Source organism: Haloferax marisrubri, from assembly GCF_001469875.2.
Classification (GTDB): Archaea; Halobacteriota; Halobacteria; order Halobacteriales; family Haloferacaceae; genus Haloferax; species Haloferax marisrubri.
Genome location: NZ_LOPW02000017.1, coordinates 54,593 through 71,950, shown reverse-complemented (window position 1 = coordinate 71,950; position 17,358 = coordinate 54,593). Strand labels below are relative to the sequence as shown.

General features: G+C 69.3%; 17 protein-coding genes. 12 read left to right on the top strand and 5 right to left on the bottom strand.

What is annotated here, in order from left to right:
• Positions 1–300: 300 nt before the first annotated feature.
• The 11 genes from dapA (at position 301) to psmA (ending at position 9,292) form a co-directional block, all read left to right on the top strand.
• The gene (gene dapA, locus AUR65_RS12500; protein WP_058567182.1) at positions 301–1,218 is read left to right on the top strand and encodes a 4-hydroxy-tetrahydrodipicolinate synthase; all 918 of its coding nucleotides are present in this window, start codon (positions 301–303) and stop codon (positions 1,216–1,218) included.
• Positions 1,215–1,976, top strand: a complete 762-nt coding sequence (gene dapB, locus AUR65_RS12495) for a 4-hydroxy-tetrahydrodipicolinate reductase (protein WP_058567181.1) — start codon at positions 1,215–1,217, stop codon at positions 1,974–1,976. The genes dapA and dapB overlap by 4 nt, the downstream gene beginning before the upstream one ends.
• Positions 1,973–2,815, top strand: a complete 843-nt coding sequence (locus tag AUR65_RS12490; protein ID WP_058567180.1) for a 2,3,4,5-tetrahydropyridine-2,6-dicarboxylate N-succinyltransferase — start codon at positions 1,973–1,975, stop codon at positions 2,813–2,815. The genes dapB and AUR65_RS12490 overlap by 4 nt, the downstream gene beginning before the upstream one ends.
• Positions 2,812–4,059, top strand: a complete 1,248-nt coding sequence (gene lysA, locus AUR65_RS12485) for a diaminopimelate decarboxylase (RefSeq protein WP_058567179.1) — start codon at positions 2,812–2,814, stop codon at positions 4,057–4,059. Before AUR65_RS12490 ends, lysA begins: the two co-directional genes overlap by 4 nt.
• 20 nt (positions 4,060–4,079) lie before the next feature.
• On the top strand, positions 4,080–4,946 hold the full coding sequence (gene dapF / locus AUR65_RS12480; protein ID WP_058567178.1) for a diaminopimelate epimerase: 867 nt from the start codon (positions 4,080–4,082) through the stop codon (positions 4,944–4,946).
• A complete protein-coding gene (locus AUR65_RS12475) occupies positions 4,943–6,040 on the top strand; it encodes a M20 family metallopeptidase (protein WP_058567177.1) in 1,098 nt (365 codons plus the stop codon). The genes dapF and AUR65_RS12475 overlap by 4 nt, the downstream gene beginning before the upstream one ends.
• Before the next feature lie 50 nt (positions 6,041–6,090).
• Positions 6,091–6,648: a BGTF surface domain-containing protein gene (locus AUR65_RS12470; RefSeq protein ID WP_058567176.1), complete on the top strand. Its 558-nt coding sequence runs from the start codon at positions 6,091–6,093 to the stop codon at positions 6,646–6,648.
• A gap of 84 nt (positions 6,649–6,732) precedes the next feature.
• Positions 6,733–7,428: an RNase P subunit p30 family protein gene (locus tag AUR65_RS12465; protein WP_058567175.1), complete on the top strand. Its 696-nt coding sequence runs from the start codon at positions 6,733–6,735 to the stop codon at positions 7,426–7,428.
• On the top strand, positions 7,412–8,038 hold the full coding sequence (locus AUR65_RS12460) for a class I SAM-dependent methyltransferase (protein ID WP_058567174.1): 627 nt from the start codon (positions 7,412–7,414) through the stop codon (positions 8,036–8,038). Before AUR65_RS12465 ends, AUR65_RS12460 begins: the two co-directional genes overlap by 17 nt.
• Positions 8,039–8,047: 9 nt before the next feature.
• Positions 8,048–8,527: an Rpp14/Pop5 family protein gene (locus AUR65_RS12455; RefSeq protein ID WP_058567173.1), complete on the top strand. Its 480-nt coding sequence runs from the start codon at positions 8,048–8,050 to the stop codon at positions 8,525–8,527.
• Positions 8,528–8,533: 6 nt separating this feature from the next.
• On the top strand, positions 8,534–9,292 hold the full coding sequence (psmA, locus tag AUR65_RS12450) for an archaeal proteasome endopeptidase complex subunit alpha (RefSeq protein ID WP_058567172.1): 759 nt from the start codon (positions 8,534–8,536) through the stop codon (positions 9,290–9,292).
• Positions 9,293–9,490: 198 nt separating this feature from the next.
• On the opposite strand, the gene AUR65_RS12445 is transcribed toward psmA, so the two are convergent.
• The 5 genes from AUR65_RS12445 to purH all read right to left on the bottom strand — a co-directional run bounded on the left by AUR65_RS12445 (position 9,491) and on the right by purH (position 15,645).
• Positions 9,491–9,844, bottom strand: coding sequence for a helix-turn-helix transcriptional regulator (locus AUR65_RS12445; RefSeq protein ID WP_058567171.1), 354 nt, complete (start codon positions 9,842–9,844; stop codon positions 9,491–9,493).
• A gap of 25 nt (positions 9,845–9,869) precedes the next feature.
• Positions 9,870–10,622, bottom strand: a complete 753-nt coding sequence (locus AUR65_RS12440; RefSeq protein ID WP_058567170.1) for an NRDE family protein — start codon at positions 10,620–10,622, stop codon at positions 9,870–9,872.
• A 66-nt stretch (positions 10,623–10,688) separates the two neighbouring features.
• On the bottom strand, positions 10,689–13,157 hold the full coding sequence (gene folP / locus AUR65_RS12435) for a dihydropteroate synthase (protein ID WP_058567169.1): 2,469 nt from the start codon (positions 13,155–13,157) through the stop codon (positions 10,689–10,691).
• A gap of 126 nt (positions 13,158–13,283) precedes the next feature.
• Entirely contained in the window at positions 13,284–13,709 is a 426-nt protein-coding gene (locus tag AUR65_RS12430; protein ID WP_058567168.1) for a universal stress protein, read from the bottom strand.
• A gap of 313 nt (positions 13,710–14,022) precedes the next feature.
• A complete protein-coding gene (gene purH, locus AUR65_RS12425) occupies positions 14,023–15,645 on the bottom strand; it encodes a bifunctional phosphoribosylaminoimidazolecarboxamide formyltransferase/IMP cyclohydrolase (protein WP_058567167.1) in 1,623 nt (540 codons plus the stop codon).
• Between the two features lie 189 nt (positions 15,646–15,834).
• Between purH and purB the strand changes: the two genes are divergently transcribed.
• Entirely contained in the window at positions 15,835–17,226 is a 1,392-nt protein-coding gene (purB, locus tag AUR65_RS12420) for an adenylosuccinate lyase (protein ID WP_058567166.1), read from the top strand.
• Positions 17,227–17,358 lie beyond the last annotated feature (132 nt).

Below are 17,358 nucleotides of genomic sequence, written 5' to 3'. Positions count from 1 at the left end.
CGGAGAGCGCCGCGAATCGTGCCTCAGCCCGCCCGTCGGGTCCGGCAGGTCCTGCAGACGACGCAAGTTATATTACGCTTCCAGCACCTGCATCCGGTGTGAACGACGCGACGCGGCTCTCGCAGGTCACCACACCCTCGACAGCGTCGCGTGCCGCTTTCTTTTCGAAAAAACGTGCGTACTGAATCGCTCGTTGCGGGAGTAGCGACCCCGTCTCGGGCGGCCTTCGGCTGACGCACATCCCGGTCACACGACCGATATCGACGCTCCCACGACCGTTACCACACCCACCAACGACACATGACATCACTCGACTTCCGCGGCGTCTATCCCGCGATGACCACGCCGTTCCACGAGGACGGCAGTATCGACTTCGAACAGTTCCAAGCCGACGTGCGACGCCTCGAAGAAGCCGGCGTCGACGGCATCGTGCCCGTCGGTTCGACCGGCGAGTCCGCGACGCTCTCGCACGACGAACACGTCGAGGTCGTCGAGGCGGCCGTCGAGGCCGTCGAGGACGTGCCCGTCATCGCCGGCTCCGGTTCGAACTCGACCCGCGAGGCGCTCGAACTCTCCCGGCGCTCCGCCGACGCCGGGGCCGACGCGCTGCTTCTCATCTCGCCGTACTACAACAAGCCCGAGCAGAGCGGTCTCGTCGAGCACTACCGGACCATCGCCGACGAAATCGACCTGCCGCAAATCGTCTACAACGTCCCCGGCCGCACCGGGAGCAACATCCTGCCCGAGACGGCCGCGACGCTCGCCGAGCACCCGAACATCACCGCGTACAAGGCCGCCAGCGGCGACCTCGGACAGATTTCTGAGGTCGTCGAGCGAACCCGCGACGAGGAGTTCGCGGTGCTGTCGGGCGACGACGCGCTCACGCTCCCGATTCTCTCGGTCGGCGGCGTCGGGGCCATCTCGGTCACGGCGAACGTCGAACCCGCGCGCGTCGGCGCGATGGTGCACTCCGCCCTGCAGGGCGACTACGAGCGCGCCCGCGACATCCACCACGACCTCGCCCCGCTGAACCGACACCTGTTCTCCGAGACGAACCCCATCCCGGTCAAGGAGGCCATGGAGATTCGGGGCTACGGCCCGGCGCGCCTGCGTCCGCCGCTCACCCGCCTCACCGAGGAGAACACCGAGGAACTGCGTCGCCTGCTGTCCGACCTCGAAGCCGAACAGGCGATTCCGGACGGGGGTGCTGCCGAGTGACGGTCTCCATCGGCGTCACCGGCGCGACCGGCCGCATGGGCGGGGAAGTCCTCGCCGCGGCCGCCGACCGCGACGACCTGTCCGTCGCCTTCGCGGTCAGCCGCTCGCCCGGCGACGAGGTCGAAGGCGTCGCCGTCGAAGACGCGGCCGACTTCGCCGACCTGCTCGCCTCGCACGACCCCGACGCCGTGGTCGACTTCACCGGCCCGGCGTCCTGCATCGAGTACGCGTCGGCCTGCGCGGAGGCGGGCGTCGCCTTCGTCACCGGCACGACCGGCCTGAGTGAGGGCGGTTTCGACGCGCTCCGCGAGGCCGCGTCCGAGGCTCCGGTGCTGTACGCCTCGAACTTCTCGCGCGGCATCGCGGCGCTCCGCCGGGCCGTCCGCGAGGCGGTCCCGGCCCTCGACGGCTACGACATCGAACTCACGGAGACGCACCACAACGCCAAGCGCGACGCCCCGAGCGGGACGGCGCTGACCATCCTCGACGACATCGACGACGTGCGTGGCGACTCCGAGCGCGTTCACGGCCGTGAGGGCGAAGCGCCCCGGTCTGAGGGCGAAGTCGGCGTCCACGCTCGCCGGGCGGGGGATATTGCCGGTGAGCACGAGGTATTACTGGCTGGAAATCACGAGTCTCTTTCACTCACGCACCGCGCGGGGTCGCGGGGGGTCTTCGCCGCTGGCGCACTCGACGCCGCGGCGTGGCTCGCCGACCGCGACGCCGGGTGGTACGACTTCACCGAGGTACTCGAATGAATCTGGAATCCGACGTACGAGACCTGTGGCAGCGATACGACGACGGCGACGTAGACGCCGCGTCGGCGACCGTCGACGAACTCGACACGCTCGACGCGTTCCTCGACGCCCTCGAGGCGGGCGAGGTGCGCGCCGCCGAGAAGACCGGCTCCGACGTGACCTCGTGGGAGGCCAACGAGTGGGTCAAGCGGGGCATCCTGCTCAACTTCGGCCTGCGCGAGACGCTCGCCCGCGAGTACGGCGACGTCCGCTACCACGACGTGCTCCCCCTGCGCGACACCGAGGACCTCGGGGAGCGCGGCACGCGCAACACTCCCGACGGAACCGCCATCCGCCGCGGCGCGTACCTCGGCTCCGACTGCATCATGATGAGCCCCTCGTTCGTGAACGTCGGCGCGTACGTCGGCGACGGCACGCTCGTGGACTCCTGTGACACCGTCGGCTCCTGCGCGCAAATCGGCGCGAACGTCAAGCTCGGCGCGAACACGCTCATCGGCGGCGTGCTCGAACCCGTCGAAGATGCGCCAGTCGTCGTCGAAGACGGCGCGGCGCTCGGCGCGGGCTGTCGCGTCACCTCCGGCTTCGTCGTCGGCGAGAACTCCATCGTCGGCGAGAACACCCTTCTCACGCCCCGCATCCCCGTCTACGACCTCGTGGACGAGGAGATTTACTACGGCCACCTGCCCGCGAACCGCCGCGCCTTCACGCGCTTCGTGGAGTCGTCGCTCGGCGACCACGACCTCTTTGCCGGCGGCGCGTACAAGCCCGCGGTCGTCGCCCTCGACATCGAGGACGACACCCTCGACGCCACCCGTCGGGAGGAGGCGCTGCGCGAATGAGCGGCGGCGGGCCGGCCGTCCGGCGGCTCTCGGACTGGGACCGCGAGCACCTGCTGTCGCTCGCCGACGAGTTCGGCTCGCCGCTGTACGTGACCGACCTCCGTCGCGTCCGCGAGAACTGCGTCCGACTCCGCGAGGCGTTCCCCGAAGCGCACGTCAGCTACGCCGTCAAGGCCCATGCCGGCCGGGCGGTGCTCGAAACCGTCCGCGAGGCCGGCGTCGACGCCGAGTGCGCCTCTGCCGGCGAAGTCGAGCGCGCCCTCGACGCCGGCTTCCCCGGCGAGCGCGTCCGGTACACGGCGGTCAACCCGCCGGACGCCGACCTCGACCACGTCGTCTCGCGCTGGGAGTCGAACCCCGAGATGACCGTCACCGTCGGCGCGGCGGACACTATCGACCGCCTGCGCGAGCGCGGCTTCGACGGTCGGCTCTGCCTCCGGGCGAACCCCGGCGTCGGTGCGGGCCACCACGAGAAGGTCACGACCGGCGGGCACGCGAAGTTCGGCATCCCCATCGACCGCGTCCCCGACCTCGCCGCCGACGTGCGCGACGAGTTCGACCTCGTCGGCATCCACGCCCACGCGGGAAGCGGTATCTCCGGCGACGACCTCTCGGCGCACCGCGAGTTGGTCCGCCGGATGGGCGACCTCGCCCGCGAGGTCGGCGACCTCGAATTCGTCGACGTGGGCGGCGGCTTCGGCGTCCCGTACCGCGAGGACGAACCGCCGCTCGACCTCGACGCCGTCGCCGACGCGACCCGCGAGGCGCTCGGCGAGGTGGACGCACAACTCGCAATCGAACCCGGCCGCTACGTCGTCGCCGACGCCGGCGTGCTCCTCTCGCGGGTCAACACCGTGAAGGAGGTCCCCGAGACGACCGTCGTCGGCATCGACGCCGGCATGACGACTCTGCTCCGACCGGCGATGTACGACGCGTACCACGCGATTTCGAATCTCTCTCGGCCCGACGCCGACCCGGTTTCGACCATCGTCGCGGGCCCCGTCTGCGAGACGAGCGACGTGTTCGCCGACGGCCGCGAACTCCCCGAACCCGAGCGCGGCGACTGTCTCGCGCTCGGCAACGCGGGGGCGTACGGCTACGAGATGGCGAGCACCTACAACTCTCGACCGCGCCCCCCGGAAGTCGTCCTCGACGCCGACGGCCCCCGACTGGCCCGCCGGCGCGAGACCCTCGACGACGTCACCGCACTCGAACGAACCGCATCCGAGCACATCCCCAACTGACCAAGCACCCACACAGAACCATGAGCGTACTCAACACCGTTCCCTTCGAAAAGTTCCACGGCACTGGAAACGACTTCTTCGTCGTCGACGCCGACGACCCGGTCCCGGACCGCCCCGCCTTCGCCCGCACCCACTGCGACCGCGAGGCCGGAATCACCATGAGCGAGAGCGAGCGACGCGGCGCAGACGGCGTCCTGTTCCTCGCGCTCGAATCGCGCTACGACCCGCCGCGGGTCGTCATGACCCTCGTCCAGCCTGACGGCTCGGTCGCCGCCATGTGCGGTAACGGCGCTCGCGTCGCGGCCGCGTGGGCCGCCGAGCGAACCGGCACGGACGAAGTCATGATAGACACGCCCGCCGGCACCCGCCGCGCGAGCCTCGACGGCACCGACGTGACCGTCGAGATGGGAGAGCCCTCCTTTTCGCCCCGCGACGTGCCGCTCGCGGCCGACGACGAACTCGTCGAGACCGACGTCGAGGGCCTGACCGTCACGGCCGTCAACACGGGCGTCCCCCACGCCGTCGCCTTCGTCGACGACGTGGACGCCGTGGACCTCGAATCCGTCGCGCCGGCGGTCCGCCACGCGTCGGTCTTCCCGGAGGGCGCGAACGTCACGCTCGCCTCCCCCGACGGCGAGGGCGGCTTCCGCCAGCGCACCTTCGAGCGCGGCGTCGAAGGCGAGACGCAGTCCTGCGGCACCGGCGCGGTCGCCGTCGTCGCCGCCGCGAAGCGACTCGGTCACGTCTCCGGCGACGACCCCGTAACCGTCACCCCGCCGGGCGGCGCGCTCTCCGTGACCGTCCCCGACGGGGGGGCGGCGCTCCTCGGCGGCCCGGCCGTCTACGAGGGCGACGGCGAAGCCGACATCGTCTTCCGCGAGCGATGAGCGGCGACGCCGACGGGTTCGACCCCGTGGCGTTCCTCGAACGGGCCGTCCCCGTCGCGTCGAACGACGACGTGGGCGAGATGCGCGACCTGCTGGTCGAGACGCTCGAAGCCGAGGGTGCCGACCCGACCGTGGACGACGCCGGCAACACCGTCGCCTCGAAGGGAGCGACGGAGCCGACGACGCACCTCGTCCTCAACACGCACATCGACACCGTCTCGCCGCACGTCCCGTACGAACGCGACGAGGGCGTCATCCGCGGCCGCGGCTCCTGCGACGCGAAAGGGCCGCTCGCGGCGCTTCTCTCGGCGTTCTTCGCCGCCGACCCCGGCCCCGACGCCCGAGTGACGCTGGCAATCACGCCCGACGAGGAACTCCTCTCGACGGGCGCGGCCGCCCTCGACGTAGATGGCGACATGTACATCGTCGGCGAGCCGACCGGCCTCGACGTCTGTACGGCCGCGAAGGGTCGGTTCGAGGGAACGGTGTCGCTGTCGGGCGTCGCCGCGCACGCGGCCGAACCGCAATCCGGGAGCAACGCCGTGGACGCGCTCGCGCCGGTCCTCGACGCCCTCCGGTCGTTCGACGACGACCGGGAGGTGCACCCCGACCTCGGTCCGGCGACGCTGACGCCGACGATGGTCGACGGCGGGGCGAACTCGAATCAGGTGCCCGCCGACTGCCGACTCGTGGTCGACCGCCGGAGCGTCCCGCCGGAGACGGCCGACGGCTTCCGCGAGGAACTCCAATCGACGCTTCGGGCCGTCGTCCCCGACGACGTCGGCGTCGACTTCGCGCTCACGGAGCGCCCGACGCCGTTCCTCGAAGCGTTCGCGACCGACCCCGACCACGAACTCGTGACGACGGTCGCCGACGCCTCCCGAGACGCCGGCGGCCGGGCGGACGTTCGGCCCTTTACGGCCGCGACCGAAGCCTCCTACTTCTCGCCCGCGCCCGTCGTCGTCTTCGGTCCCGGCGACCTCGCGGACGACGAGGGCGCAGTCGCGCATGCCGACAGGGAGTACGTGCGCACCGACGACGTGCGAACCGCGGCCGCCGCGCTCCGCGCCGCGGTCGCCGCGCTCGTCGCCTAAATGTCGACTAATCAAAACGTACTTGTTGTCCGAACGATACGTTTCGGACGATGCGCCCTCCCCACCTCGTCGTCGCCCTCCTCGTCGTGGTCGCGCTCTCGCTTCCGGGAGCCGCCGCCGACGGCACCGTTATCGACCACTCCGGCGAGGGACTCACACTCGACGCGGCCGATGGCGAGCACATCCACGGGTCGACCCCCTTCGAACCCGGGACGCTCATCGGCGTCCGCGTGCAGTCCGTCGGTGACACCCACTCGTTCCTCATCTCGAAGGTCGTCCGCGTCGGCGAAAACGGCACGTTCGACGTGACGTTCGACCTCTCCGAGTTGGCCCAACTCCGCGGCGGTCCGGTCCGAGTCTCGATTCGCCGCAATCAGCAGCCAATCTACCAAGAAAACGCGACGCTCGTGACGTACGACATGCCCGCGAACTCGACGCTCACCCCCGACGTCGAAGACGCCGAGACGACGACCGAAACGCAGCAACCGTCGACGACGACGACCGAAACGCCCGATTCGCGGTCCGGGTTCGAGGTGCCCGGATTCGGTGTCGGCGCGGGCATCGCCGCGCTCCTCCTCGCGTCGCTCGTCGCGTACGCCCGCTTCTGACACTCGGGCTCTCGGCCGCCCACCCCGTCCATCCCGCCGCCCCGGAACGCAACGCCCTTTTCCCACCCGTTCTTGTGTCGGCGTATGTACGAGGCGGTCTACGCCCATCCCGACGGCGAGAGCACGGCCAGTCGCGCCGCCGTCGCCGCCGGTCGGTACGACTACGACGGCGTCGTCGTCCGCGCGCTCGACGCCAGCCCCGACTACGACCGCCTCCGCGAGGCGCTCGACGTCGACCTCGTCGACGCCGTCGAAATCGACGCGTCGAACCCGGAGCGCGCCAGCGGCGCGGTCGGCAATTACCGCCCGCAGCGCGAACTACTCATCCTCCGCGGCGGCACGAACGCGCTCAACCGTTTCGCCGTCGAACAGCCCCGAGTGGACGTGCTCTCGCGCCCCATGGAGGGCAACGGCAACTTCAACCACGTCCTCGCCAAGGCCGCCCGCGACAACGGCGTCCGCGTCGAGTTCGACTTCGGGCCGGTGCTCCGAAGCGACGGTGGGACCCGCGTGCAGGCCATCTCGGCCCTTCGGAAGCTCCGCGAACTCGTCGAGTACTACGACGCCCCCTACGTCGTCTCCGCGACCCCGTCGTCGCACCTCCAACTGCGGAGCCCCCGCGAGCTGGCGGGACTCGGCGAGGTCATCGGCTTCGACCGCGAGCAGGTACTCGACGGCCTCCGCGAGTGGGGCCGCCTCGCGGCGCGCAACCGCGAGCGCATGTCCGAGTCGTTCATAGCCCCCGGCGTCAAACGGGGACGGTATGAAGAAGACGATTGAGGAACACGCCGCCCGCTTTTCCCACATCGCCGCGGAGTACGACGATTCGCAAGACAGCGATGAGTACCGCGCGTGCGTCTCGCTCGTCGTCCACTACGCCGACCCCTCCCCCGAGGACGTGGTCCTCGACCTCGGCACCGGCACGGGCGCTATCGCCCTCGCGCTCGCGCCCGACGCGAAGCGCGTCATCGGCCGCGACATCAGCGAGGGGATGCTCGAACAGGCCCGCACCAAGGCCGCCGAAGTCGGCATCGAGAACGTCGAGTTCGGCGAAGGCCGGTTCCGCGAACCGAACGTGGACGACGACGAGCAGGTGGACATCGTGGTCACGAACTTCGCCATGCACCACCTCTCCGACGAGGAGAAACGCGAGGCCATCGGCGTCATCGCCGACCTCGAACCGCGCCGGTTCGTCCTCGGCGACGTGATGTTCTTCGGGACGCCCGACCCCGACGAGCCGTTCTACTCGCCCGAGGTGGACGACCCCGCGACCGTCGGCTTCCTCGCCGACGCGCTCACGGACGCCGGGTTCGTCCTCACGGCCGTCGAGTCCGTCCACGAGCAGGTGGGCGTCCTCGTCGCCGAGCGAGCGCCGAACCCCGACGAGTGAGCTGAGCCGATGAAACACCTGCCCAAACACCTCCGGCCGCGACGACGCTACCTCGCCGTCGAAATCGAGACGTGGCCCGACGCCGACCTCGCCCGCGGGCCGTTCCAGCGCGAACTCTGGTACGCCGCCCAGAACCTCTACGGCGACGCCGGGAGCGCCGACGCCGACCTGACCGTCCTCGGGTTCGACTACGCCGACGGCATCGCCGAGACCATCGTCCGCGCCCGGCGCGGTCACGTCGAAGACGCCCGGGCCGCGCTCGCCTGCATCGACGCCGTCGGCGGCGACCCCGTCGGGGTGAGAGTGCGAGGCGTCTCAGGGACAGTGCGTGCCTGTTCGGAAAGGTATTTACACGGCCGGGCCGGAATTTCTGAGGAGAGAACCGTCGTGTTCGAGAACGAATCCCGAACCGCTGTCGTCCGCGACTCACTCTTGGACGTCGGCGGCTCGGACGGGTTCACGGGCGCGACGCAACTCGATTTCGAGTGATATTCCATGCAGGGACAAGCGCAACAACAGGCGTACGACCGCGGGATTACGATCTTCTCGCCGGATGGTCGACTCTATCAGGTCGAATACGCTCGTGAGGCCGTCAAGCGCGGCACCGCGAGCATCGGCGTGCGAACGCCCGAGGGCGTCGTCCTCGCGGCGGACAAGCGCTCTCGCTCGCCGCTGATGGAACCGACGAGCGTCGAGAAGATTCACAAGGCGGACGACCACATCGGCATCGCGAGCGCCGGCCACGTCGCCGACGCCCGCCAGCTCATCGACTTCGCCCGCCGCCAGTCGCAGGTCAACCGCCTCCGCTACGGCGAACCCATCGGCATCGAGACGCTGACCAAGGAAGTCACCGACCACATCCAGCAGTACACGCAGGTCGGTGGCGCGCGCCCGTTCGGCGTCGCGCTCCTCATCGGCGGCGTCGAAAACGGCACGCCCCGCCTCTACGAGACGGACCCCTCGGGGACCCCCTACGAGTGGAAGGCCGTCTCCATCGGGGCCGACCGCGGCGACCACCAAGAGCACCTCGAAGAGAACTTCCGCGAGGACCTGACCCTCGACGAGGGCATCGAACTCGCGCTCGAAGCCATCGCCTCGACCAGCGAGGAGGGCACCGCGCCCGACGGCGTCGACGTGGCGACTGTCTCCGCGGAGACCGAACGCTTCGTCGAACTGTCTAACGACGAAATCGAGAGCTACCTCGAAGCCAACGACCTGTTGGCGACCGAGGACGACGAACAGTCCGAAGAGTAAGCCGCGTCCCGCGGTTTCCCTTCTCGCGCGTTCTTCTCCGACCCCCGCCCGGCGAGCGACCGCGCCGTCGTCTCGGACGTGACGGGGAGCGGTCGCGTCGCTCGCGGCCGGAAACCGAGGCGGGAACGGGAAAAACAAAAACCGAAACAGAATCGGGAAAGCGGTCGTCTATCGAGCCACAGAGAGACTGCGGGCGGCTCAGTACTCCTCGTAGGCGAGGTTCATGAGCCACTGCGAGAAGGCGTTGCTGTTGGCGTTAATCTCCTCTTCACCGATGAGCGGCGAGAGCATGTCGCCCGCCATCAGCATCGAGAAGTCGAGGTCGCGCGCGGCGGGTTCGAGGTAGTAGGTGGTGTGGCCGTTGTAGACGGTCTCGGTCCGCTTGATGAGACCGAGCGACTCCAGCACCTCGGCGATGCGGCTCCCCTTCCGGGAGGAGATGTCGAGTTCTTTCCAGAAGTCGCTCTGGTGGATGCCGCCCGACTCGCGGATGAGTTCCAGTCCCGCGTGCTCGTCGGAAGAAAGGTCTTGCTCGGCTTCGCTCGCGCTCATACCACGTACACGTCGTGCGAGCGGTTTAATCCTGACGTTCGACCGGTTCGAAGGCGGTCTGACACGGCGGGCCGTCGGCGAATTCGTACGCGAATTCCGCCTCGCCGAGCGTGATGACCGACGACGAGCGCGTGCCGAACCGACCCTCCGGGTCGTGGACGCAGACGCCGAAGTCGTGGTCGCCCAGCGCCGCCTTCGCCCGCTCGCGCCACGCCGTCACCGACTCGCTCGGCTCGGGCTGAAGTGCCTCCTCCAGCCGCCGGGCGTTGTCGGCCTGCGTCTCGCCTACTTCGGGGCGCCGCTCGGGGACGAACCACGAATCGGGCGTGCCGACGTTGACGACGACGCGGACGCCCGGGTCGAAGTTCCGAACCGACAGGCTCCCGTCCCACTCGAGGAACAGCGCGGCGTTCTCGTCGGCGACGACGAGGTTGAAGCCGTCGTAGGTGTGGTCCTCGACCGCCCGCTCGACGAACCGGGCGGCGTCTTCGGCGGTCTCGCGGCGGAGCGCGTCGCGGACGAGGTGGCCTCGGGAGCGCTCGCCGCCGCCCGCGACCTCGACCCAGCGGTTGGTGATGCCGACGAAGACGCCGGCGTCGTTGTAGCCGACCCACGTGCCGCCGGCCTCGGCGTCCCGCGGAGCGACGACTGCCGGGCCGTCGCCGTTTTCCCACCGCCGGGGCGGTTCGGCGGGCCTGCCGAGTTGCTCGTCGCGGTTGGCGGCGACGACGACCGGCGCGTCCTCGAACACCCGCCACGCGAGGATGAGTGTGCACACGAGGTGGGGGTAGGCACTCGGCGCAGAAAAACATCGGTTTCACCCCGACGCGCCGGGCGTCGGTTCTCAGTCCTCGCGCTCGGAGCCGTCTTCGAACCGACTCGGGTCCCGCGAGGCGAGCGCGACGTTCACGGCCGCGACGTTCTCCGGCACGTCGTGGACGCGGACGATGTCGGCCCCGCGGTCGGCGGCGATGGCCGTGCCCGCGACGGTCGCCGCGAGGTTGTCGCCGGGCTCCTCGCCGACGAGCGAGAACATCGACTTGTGGGAGTGGCCGACGAGAATCGGACAGCCGAGCGCGGCGAACTCGTCGGTGCGCCCGAGGAGTTCGAAGTTCTCGGCCTTCGACTTCCCGAAGCCGAGACCGGGGTCGACGATGATGTTCCGCCGCGGGATGCCCGCCTTCTCGGCGAGCAACACCAGTTCGGTCAGTTCGTCGATAACGTCCTCGACCACGTCGTCGTAGTCGACTTCGCGGTCGGGGTCGACCGGCGCGTCGATGCTGTGCATCACGATGACCGGCGCGTCGCGCTCGGCCGCGAGGAAGCGCATCTCGGGGTCTTCGAGGCCGGTCACGTCGTTGAGGATGTCCGCGCCGGCGTCGAGGGCGGCCTCGCCGACGGCCGCCTTGCGGGTGTCCACGGAGACGAGCACGTCGAGGTCGGCAATCGCCTCGATGACGGGCGCGACGCGGCGAATCTCTTCGTCGACCGGGACCTCGTCAGCGCCGGGGCGGGTGCTCTCGCCGCCCACGTCGATGATGTCGACGCCGGCGTCGACCATCGCCCGCGCCTGCTCGACGGCGTCGTCGATGTCGTAGAACTCCCCGCCGTCGTGGAAACTGTTCGGCGTCACGTTCAGGATACCCATGACCGCTGTGCCGTCGTCCCACGGGTAGTCGTCGGTGTCGTCGCCGCCTGCACCGAACTCGAGCGTCTCGCGAATCTCCTCGGCGACCCCCGCGAGCGCGTACGGCCGGTCTTCGAGGCTCGCCGTCAGCCGTTCGAACTGGTCGAGCGTCCCGGTCAGGACCACGTCGACGAGTTCGCCGCCGAACTCGTGGCCCGAGACGGCGCAGTCGCCGCCGACGGACAGCAGTTCCTCGCGGAGAACCCGGGCCTGTCGGCGCTGGACGCGGGTGTGGACCGTTCGGTTGACCGCCCGCTTCGCGCGCTCGCACCGGTCGGCGGCGTCGGCGACGTTCGCGCGGGCGAGGGTCCGACGGGCGTCGTCGAGAGTGCGGTGGGCCTTCGGGACGACCGCCCGCGTCCACGTGGTTCGCGCCTCGGCGACGACGTACAGCGAGCCGACGACGAGCACGCAGTCGTCGGGGTCGGCGCGGGCGCGCGCCTGTTCGAGCGCCGAGGCGACCGCGCCGCCGGTCTCGACTGCGGGGCCGTCGAGTCGCTCGAAAACGGACGACAGTATCTCGGGGTCTTCGCCGCGCGAGATGTCTGCCTTGCAGGTGACGACGGACGCGACCTCCGGGAGCGCCCCGACCATCTCGCCGTGGTCCTTGTCGTGCATCGCGCCGTAGACGAGGTGGAGGTCGTTGTAGTCGAACTCGTCGAGGACGGTGGCGACCTGCGCGCAGGCGTCGGGGTTGTGCGCGCCGTCGAGGACGACCGTCGGCTCCGTGCCCATGACCTCGAAGCGACCCGGCCAGTGGGCGTTTCGGAGGCCGCGGTGAATCGCCTCTTCGCCGATGTCCGGGCGGACCTGTCGGGCGAGCGAGACGGCGATACCGGCGTTTCGTGCCTGATACGCGCCCAAAAGCGGGATTCGAACGTCGAGCGCCTCGGCGTCGGTCTCGACGGTGACGGCGGCCTCCTGGTGGTTGACGCGGCCGCCGTAGGAGGCGCGAACGTCGGCGTCTGAGTCGGCGTCGCCGACGGTCAACACGTCGCCGACCTCCTCGCGGATGACCGACAGCGCCTCGCCGGTCGTCCCGGTCACGAGCGGCGCGTCGGCGGGCGCGACGGCGGCTTTCGTCTTCGCGATTTCCGCGACGGTGTCGCCGAGGACGGCGGTGTGTTCGAGCGAGACGTTGGTGACGGCGCTGGCGATTGGGTCGACGGCGCTCGTCGCGTCGAGTTCGCCGCCCATCCCGACTTCGAGGACCGCCACGTCCACGTCCGCGCGGTCGAAGTACCACAGCGCGAGCGCGGTCACGGTCTCGAAGAAGGTCAGCGGCTCGCCGTCGGCGGCCCGCTCGACGAGGTACGGCTTGGCTTCGGCCACGAACGCCGACAGCGCGGACTTCGGAATCTTCCGGCCGTCGACGCGGATTCGCTCCCGCACGTCGTCGAAGTGCGGCGAGGTGTAGAGGCCGACGTGCGCGCCCGACTCGCGCAGCATCGCGTCGACCATCCGGGCGGTGCTTCCTTTGCCGTTCGACCCCGCGACCTGCACGAACGACACGTCTTCGTAGGGGTCGCCGAGGTGAGAGAGCAACCGCTGAATCGACTCAGTCCCCGGCTTGACCTGAAACCGCCGGAGGTCGAAAAGGAAGTTCACCGCCTCGTGGTACTCCATACGCGTGAGAAACCGGACGGTGGGCTTAGGCCTAACGCTCCACGTCACTCCTGCGACACGACGCCGGCCGGGGTCACCCCCGGTGGCCGCCGCCGACGCTCCGATACCCGCTCGATAGCGCCGCGCTCAGTCGATATGAACGACGAGCACCGGTCGCTTCGCGTTCTCGATGACGCGCTCCGTGACGCTCCCGAGCGAGGTGAGTTTGTCGCGGCCGGTCCGCCCGTGGGTCCCCATCACGACCACGTCGATGTCGTGTTCGTCGGCGTAGTCGAGGATGACTCGGTGGGGCACGCCGTCTCGGACCGCCGTCGTCGACGAGGCCTTCCCCTCGCACTTCTCGGCGCACCGCTCGACCGCCTGTACCGCGTCGTCGCGGAGCGACTGGATGACGGCGTCTTGCTGGTCGCCGCCGGCGGCGAGGTAGACCCGCTGGTCGACGACCGACAGTACGTGGACCGTCGACTCCGCCCCGGCGAGTTCGAGCGCGTGCTCGATTGCTTGCATCGTTCCCTCGCTCCCGTCAGTCGGCACCAGGATATCTTCGTACATATCTCTGTGTTCGTCTCGCCGACACTTGAAGGGACACCGTCGGTGTTAGGACGTGGGAACGGTCTCGGGGCGTCTCAAACCGTGTCCGGGTTACACCCGGCCACGAGTTTCAGGCACTAATCGTGACGGAAATCGCGTGAGACTCACTTCGTTCGTCTCACTGACTTCCGCAACTCCTTCGCTTCGCTCAGTCGTGACGGAAGCACCGTGTCCGCGCTACGCGCGGCCACGAGTTTCCGGCACTAATCGTGACGGAAACACCGAAGCACTCCCTCCGGTCGTGCTTCGAGCTTTAGACTCTCCTTTGCTTCGCTCAGTCGTGTCTAAAGCACCGCTGCCCGGTGAACACCATCGCAATCCCGCGCTCGTCGCAGGCTTCGATGACGTCCTCGTCGTTCACCGAGCCGCCGGGCTGGATGACCGCCTCGATGCCCGCGTCGGCCGCCTTCTCCACGCCGTCCGGGAACGGGAAGAACGCGTCGGAGGCCATCACGGCACCCTGCGCGTCCTTGCCCTCGGCGTGTTCCTCGGCCTTCATCGCGGCGAGTTCGACCGCGTCGACGCGGGAGACCTGCCCCATGCCGACGCCGACCGTCTCGGTGCCCTTGGCGAAGAGAATCCCGTTGGACTTCACGTGCTTCAGGACCTTCCACGCGAACAGCATCGTCTCCAACTGCTCGTCCGTGGGTTCGGTCTCGGTGACGACTTCGAGGTCGTCGAGCGTCGGCGTCCAGAGGTCGCGCTCCTGGACGAGTCGCCCGCCGACGAGCGCTTTTTCCGTGTACGTCTCGGTCCGGTCGCCGAGTTCGCCAACATCGCCAGACTGCGTCTGGCTGCCCGGCAGATGTAATCTGCCGACGTCGAGAACGCGGAGGTTCTTCTTCTCGGTCAGCACGTCGAGCGCGTCGTCGGTGTAGCCGGGCGCGACGACGACTTCCTTGAACGAGTCGATGATGAGTTCGGCCGTCTCGGCGTCGCACTCGCGGTTGAGCGCGACGATGCCGCCGAAGGCGCTCATCGGGTCGGTGGCGAGGGCGTCGGCGTAGGCCTCCGCGAGGGTGTCGGCGGTGGCACAGCCGGCGGGGTTCGTGTGCTTGATGACCGCCGCGGCGGGCTCGTCGAACTCCTTGATGATGTTCAGCGCGCCGTCGGCGTCGTTGTAGTTGTTGTACGACAGCCCCTTCGCGCCCTCGTTGAGCTGGGGCGCGCCGACGACCGACGCCTCGTCGCACGTCTCGTCCACGTAGACCGCGGCGTCCTGGTGCGGGTTCTCGCCGTACCGGAGCTCGTCGTAGCGGTCCTCGGAGGTGACGCGACGCTCGGGGAGGCCGGCGTCAACGTCGCCCTCGACGGTGACGGAGCCGTCTTCGACCGTCACGCGGTCCTCGGCGAACCAGCGGACCGCGCGCGGGTAGGCCTTGAACTCGGCGTCGTAGAGAACGCGCGATTTGAGGTCGTCGGCGTCGTCGTCGGTGTAGACCGGAACAGCCTCCTGCGTGACGATGGGACCGGCGTCGACCTCCTCGTTGACGACGTGGACCGTACAGCCGGTCGTCTTGACGCCGGCGTCGAGCACCTGCTCGTGGGCGTCCATGCCGGGGAACGCGGGGAGCAGCGACGGGTGGACGTTGAGCGTCGTCGGCGCGGCGTCGAGGAACGTCGAAGTGAGCACGCGCATGTAGCCGTCGAGACAGACGATGTCGAAGTCGTAGTCCGCGAGGGCGTCGAGGATGCGCTCCTCGTGGGACTCGCGGGACTCGTCGTCGCCGCGTTCGACGACTTCGCTGGGGATACCGTGTTCGTCCGCCCAATCGAGGACGGGCGCGTCGGCGCGGTTCGAGACGACGACGCCGAGTGCCGCCCCGCCGGGGGCGCGGTCGGCGATGTTGCGCAGGTTTCGTCCACGGTTGCTCGCGAGACCGGCGATGGTGACCATGTGGTGAGAGCGTCCCGCGGCCCTCAAAGTGGTTGCGGTCCTCGACGCCGACATATACTCAATTGTGTATATGTGCTCCCAGACTCGACCGGAGAACGCCGCTGAGTGCGCACAGTCGTGCCTAACTGTCGGACTCGCGGCGGCGACGAACCCCCGGCGTTTAACCTCCCCCATCGTGACGACTCAGACATGACCGACGCCGACCGGAACGACCCGCTGTACGCGGTGTCCCCGCTCGACGGGCGATACGCCTCCCGAACCGCATCCCTCGCGCCGCACGTGAGCGAGGCCGCGCTCATGCGCGCCCGCGTAGAAGTCGAAGTGGAGTACCTCCTCGCGCTCGCCGACCTCGACGCGACGCCGCTTTCGTTCGCCGAGAGCGAGCGCGCCGACCTCCGAGCGCTCTACGAGGAGTTCGACGCCGACGACGCCGACCTCGTGAAGCGGCTCGAAGTCGAGGGCGCGGAAGGCTTCTCGGCGACGAATCACGACGTGAAGGCCGTCGAGTACTTCATCCGCACCGAGACCGACGAGTCGGTCCACCCGTGGATTCACTTCGGCCTCACCTCCGAGGACGTGAACAACCTCGCCCAGCGCCTCATGGTGAAGGGCGCGGTCGAGGAAGTCATCGTCCCCGAACTCCGCGACACCCGCGACGAACTCGTCGCGCTCGCACAGGAGTTCCGCGACGTGCCCATGCTCGCGCGGACCCACGGCCAGCCCGCGACGCCGACGACGTTCGGCAAGGAGATGGCCGTCTACGCCGCCCGCCTCGGTCGGACGCTCGCCCGCGTCGAGGCCGCGACCGACGACCTCGCCGGCAAACTCGCGGGCGCGTCGGGTGTCTACGCCGCCCACGTCGCCGCCTACCCCGACGTTGACTGGCGGGCGTTCTCCCGCGAGTTCGTCGGGTCGCTCGGCCTCGACCACACCGCGCTCGCCACGCAGGTCAACCCCTGTGACGACCTCGCGGCGCTGTTCGACGCCGTCCGCGGCGTCAACAACGTCCTCGTCGACCTCGACCGCGACGCGTGGCTGTACGTCTCCGACCGCTACCTCGGACAGGAGGCCGTCGAGGGCGAAACCGGCTCCTCGACGATGCCGCACAAGGTCAACCCCATCGACTTCGAGAACTCCGAGGGCAACCTCTCGAAGGCCAACGCGGACCTGACGTTCCTCGCCGACTACGTGACGACCTCGCGCCTCCAGCGCGACCTCTCGGACTCCACGGTCAAGCGCAACGTCGGCGCGGCGTTCGCCCACTGCCTCATCGGCTACAAGAAGACCCAGACCGGCCTCGGGAAAGTCGTCCCGAACGAGCAGGTCATGCGCGACGAACTCGACGACACGCCGGCCATCATCGGTGAGGCCGTCCAGACGATTCTCCGCCGCGAGGGCGACACGCAGGCCTACGAGCGGGTGAAGGAACTCACCCGCGGCCGCGAGGTGACCCTCGACGACTTCCACGACCTGTTTGCGGACCTCGACGTGGACGAGGAGACCCGCGAGGAACTGCTCGCGCTCACGCCCGCGACGTACGTCGGCCTCGCGGACGAACTCGTGGACGACATCGACAACTGAACCACCAGCCGGGTCGTCGGGTCGGCAGGTAGCGCCCCGACGAAGCGACGCGCCCTTTTTCTGCGGTCGGTCGAACGCGCCGCTGAGTCGAGCGAGCGTCAGGAGAAAACCGAAACCGCCTCAGAAGCCGAC

Coding starts and splice junctions, on each gene's coding strand:
- dapA (WP_058567182.1), top strand. CDS start 301: ATGACATCACTCGACTTCCGCGGCGTCTATCCCGCGATGACCACGCCG.
- AUR65_RS12490 (WP_058567180.1), top strand. CDS start 1,973: ATGAATCTGGAATCCGACGTACGAGACCTGTGGCAGCGATACGACGAC.
- lysA (WP_058567179.1), top strand. CDS start 2,812: ATGAGCGGCGGCGGGCCGGCCGTCCGGCGGCTCTCGGACTGGGACCGC.
- dapF (WP_058567178.1), top strand. CDS start 4,080: ATGAGCGTACTCAACACCGTTCCCTTCGAAAAGTTCCACGGCACTGGA.
- AUR65_RS12475 (WP_058567177.1), top strand. CDS start 4,943: ATGAGCGGCGACGCCGACGGGTTCGACCCCGTGGCGTTCCTCGAACGG.
- AUR65_RS12470 (WP_058567176.1), top strand. CDS start 6,091: ATGCGCCCTCCCCACCTCGTCGTCGCCCTCCTCGTCGTGGTCGCGCTC.
- AUR65_RS12465 (WP_058567175.1), top strand. CDS start 6,733: ATGTACGAGGCGGTCTACGCCCATCCCGACGGCGAGAGCACGGCCAGT.
- AUR65_RS12460 (WP_058567174.1), top strand. CDS start 7,412: ATGAAGAAGACGATTGAGGAACACGCCGCCCGCTTTTCCCACATCGCC.
- AUR65_RS12455 (WP_058567173.1), top strand. CDS start 8,048: ATGAAACACCTGCCCAAACACCTCCGGCCGCGACGACGCTACCTCGCC.
- psmA (WP_058567172.1), top strand. CDS start 8,534: ATGCAGGGACAAGCGCAACAACAGGCGTACGACCGCGGGATTACGATC.
- AUR65_RS12445 (WP_058567171.1), bottom strand. CDS start 9,844: ATGAGCGCGAGCGAAGCCGAGCAAGACCTTTCTTCCGACGAGCACGCG.
- folP (WP_058567169.1), bottom strand. CDS start 13,157: ATGGAGTACCACGAGGCGGTGAACTTCCTTTTCGACCTCCGGCGGTTT.
- AUR65_RS12430 (WP_058567168.1), bottom strand. CDS start 13,709: ATGTACGAAGATATCCTGGTGCCGACTGACGGGAGCGAGGGAACGATG.
- purH (WP_058567167.1), bottom strand. CDS start 15,645: ATGGTCACCATCGCCGGTCTCGCGAGCAACCGTGGACGAAACCTGCGC.
- purB (WP_058567166.1), top strand. CDS start 15,835: ATGACCGACGCCGACCGGAACGACCCGCTGTACGCGGTGTCCCCGCTC.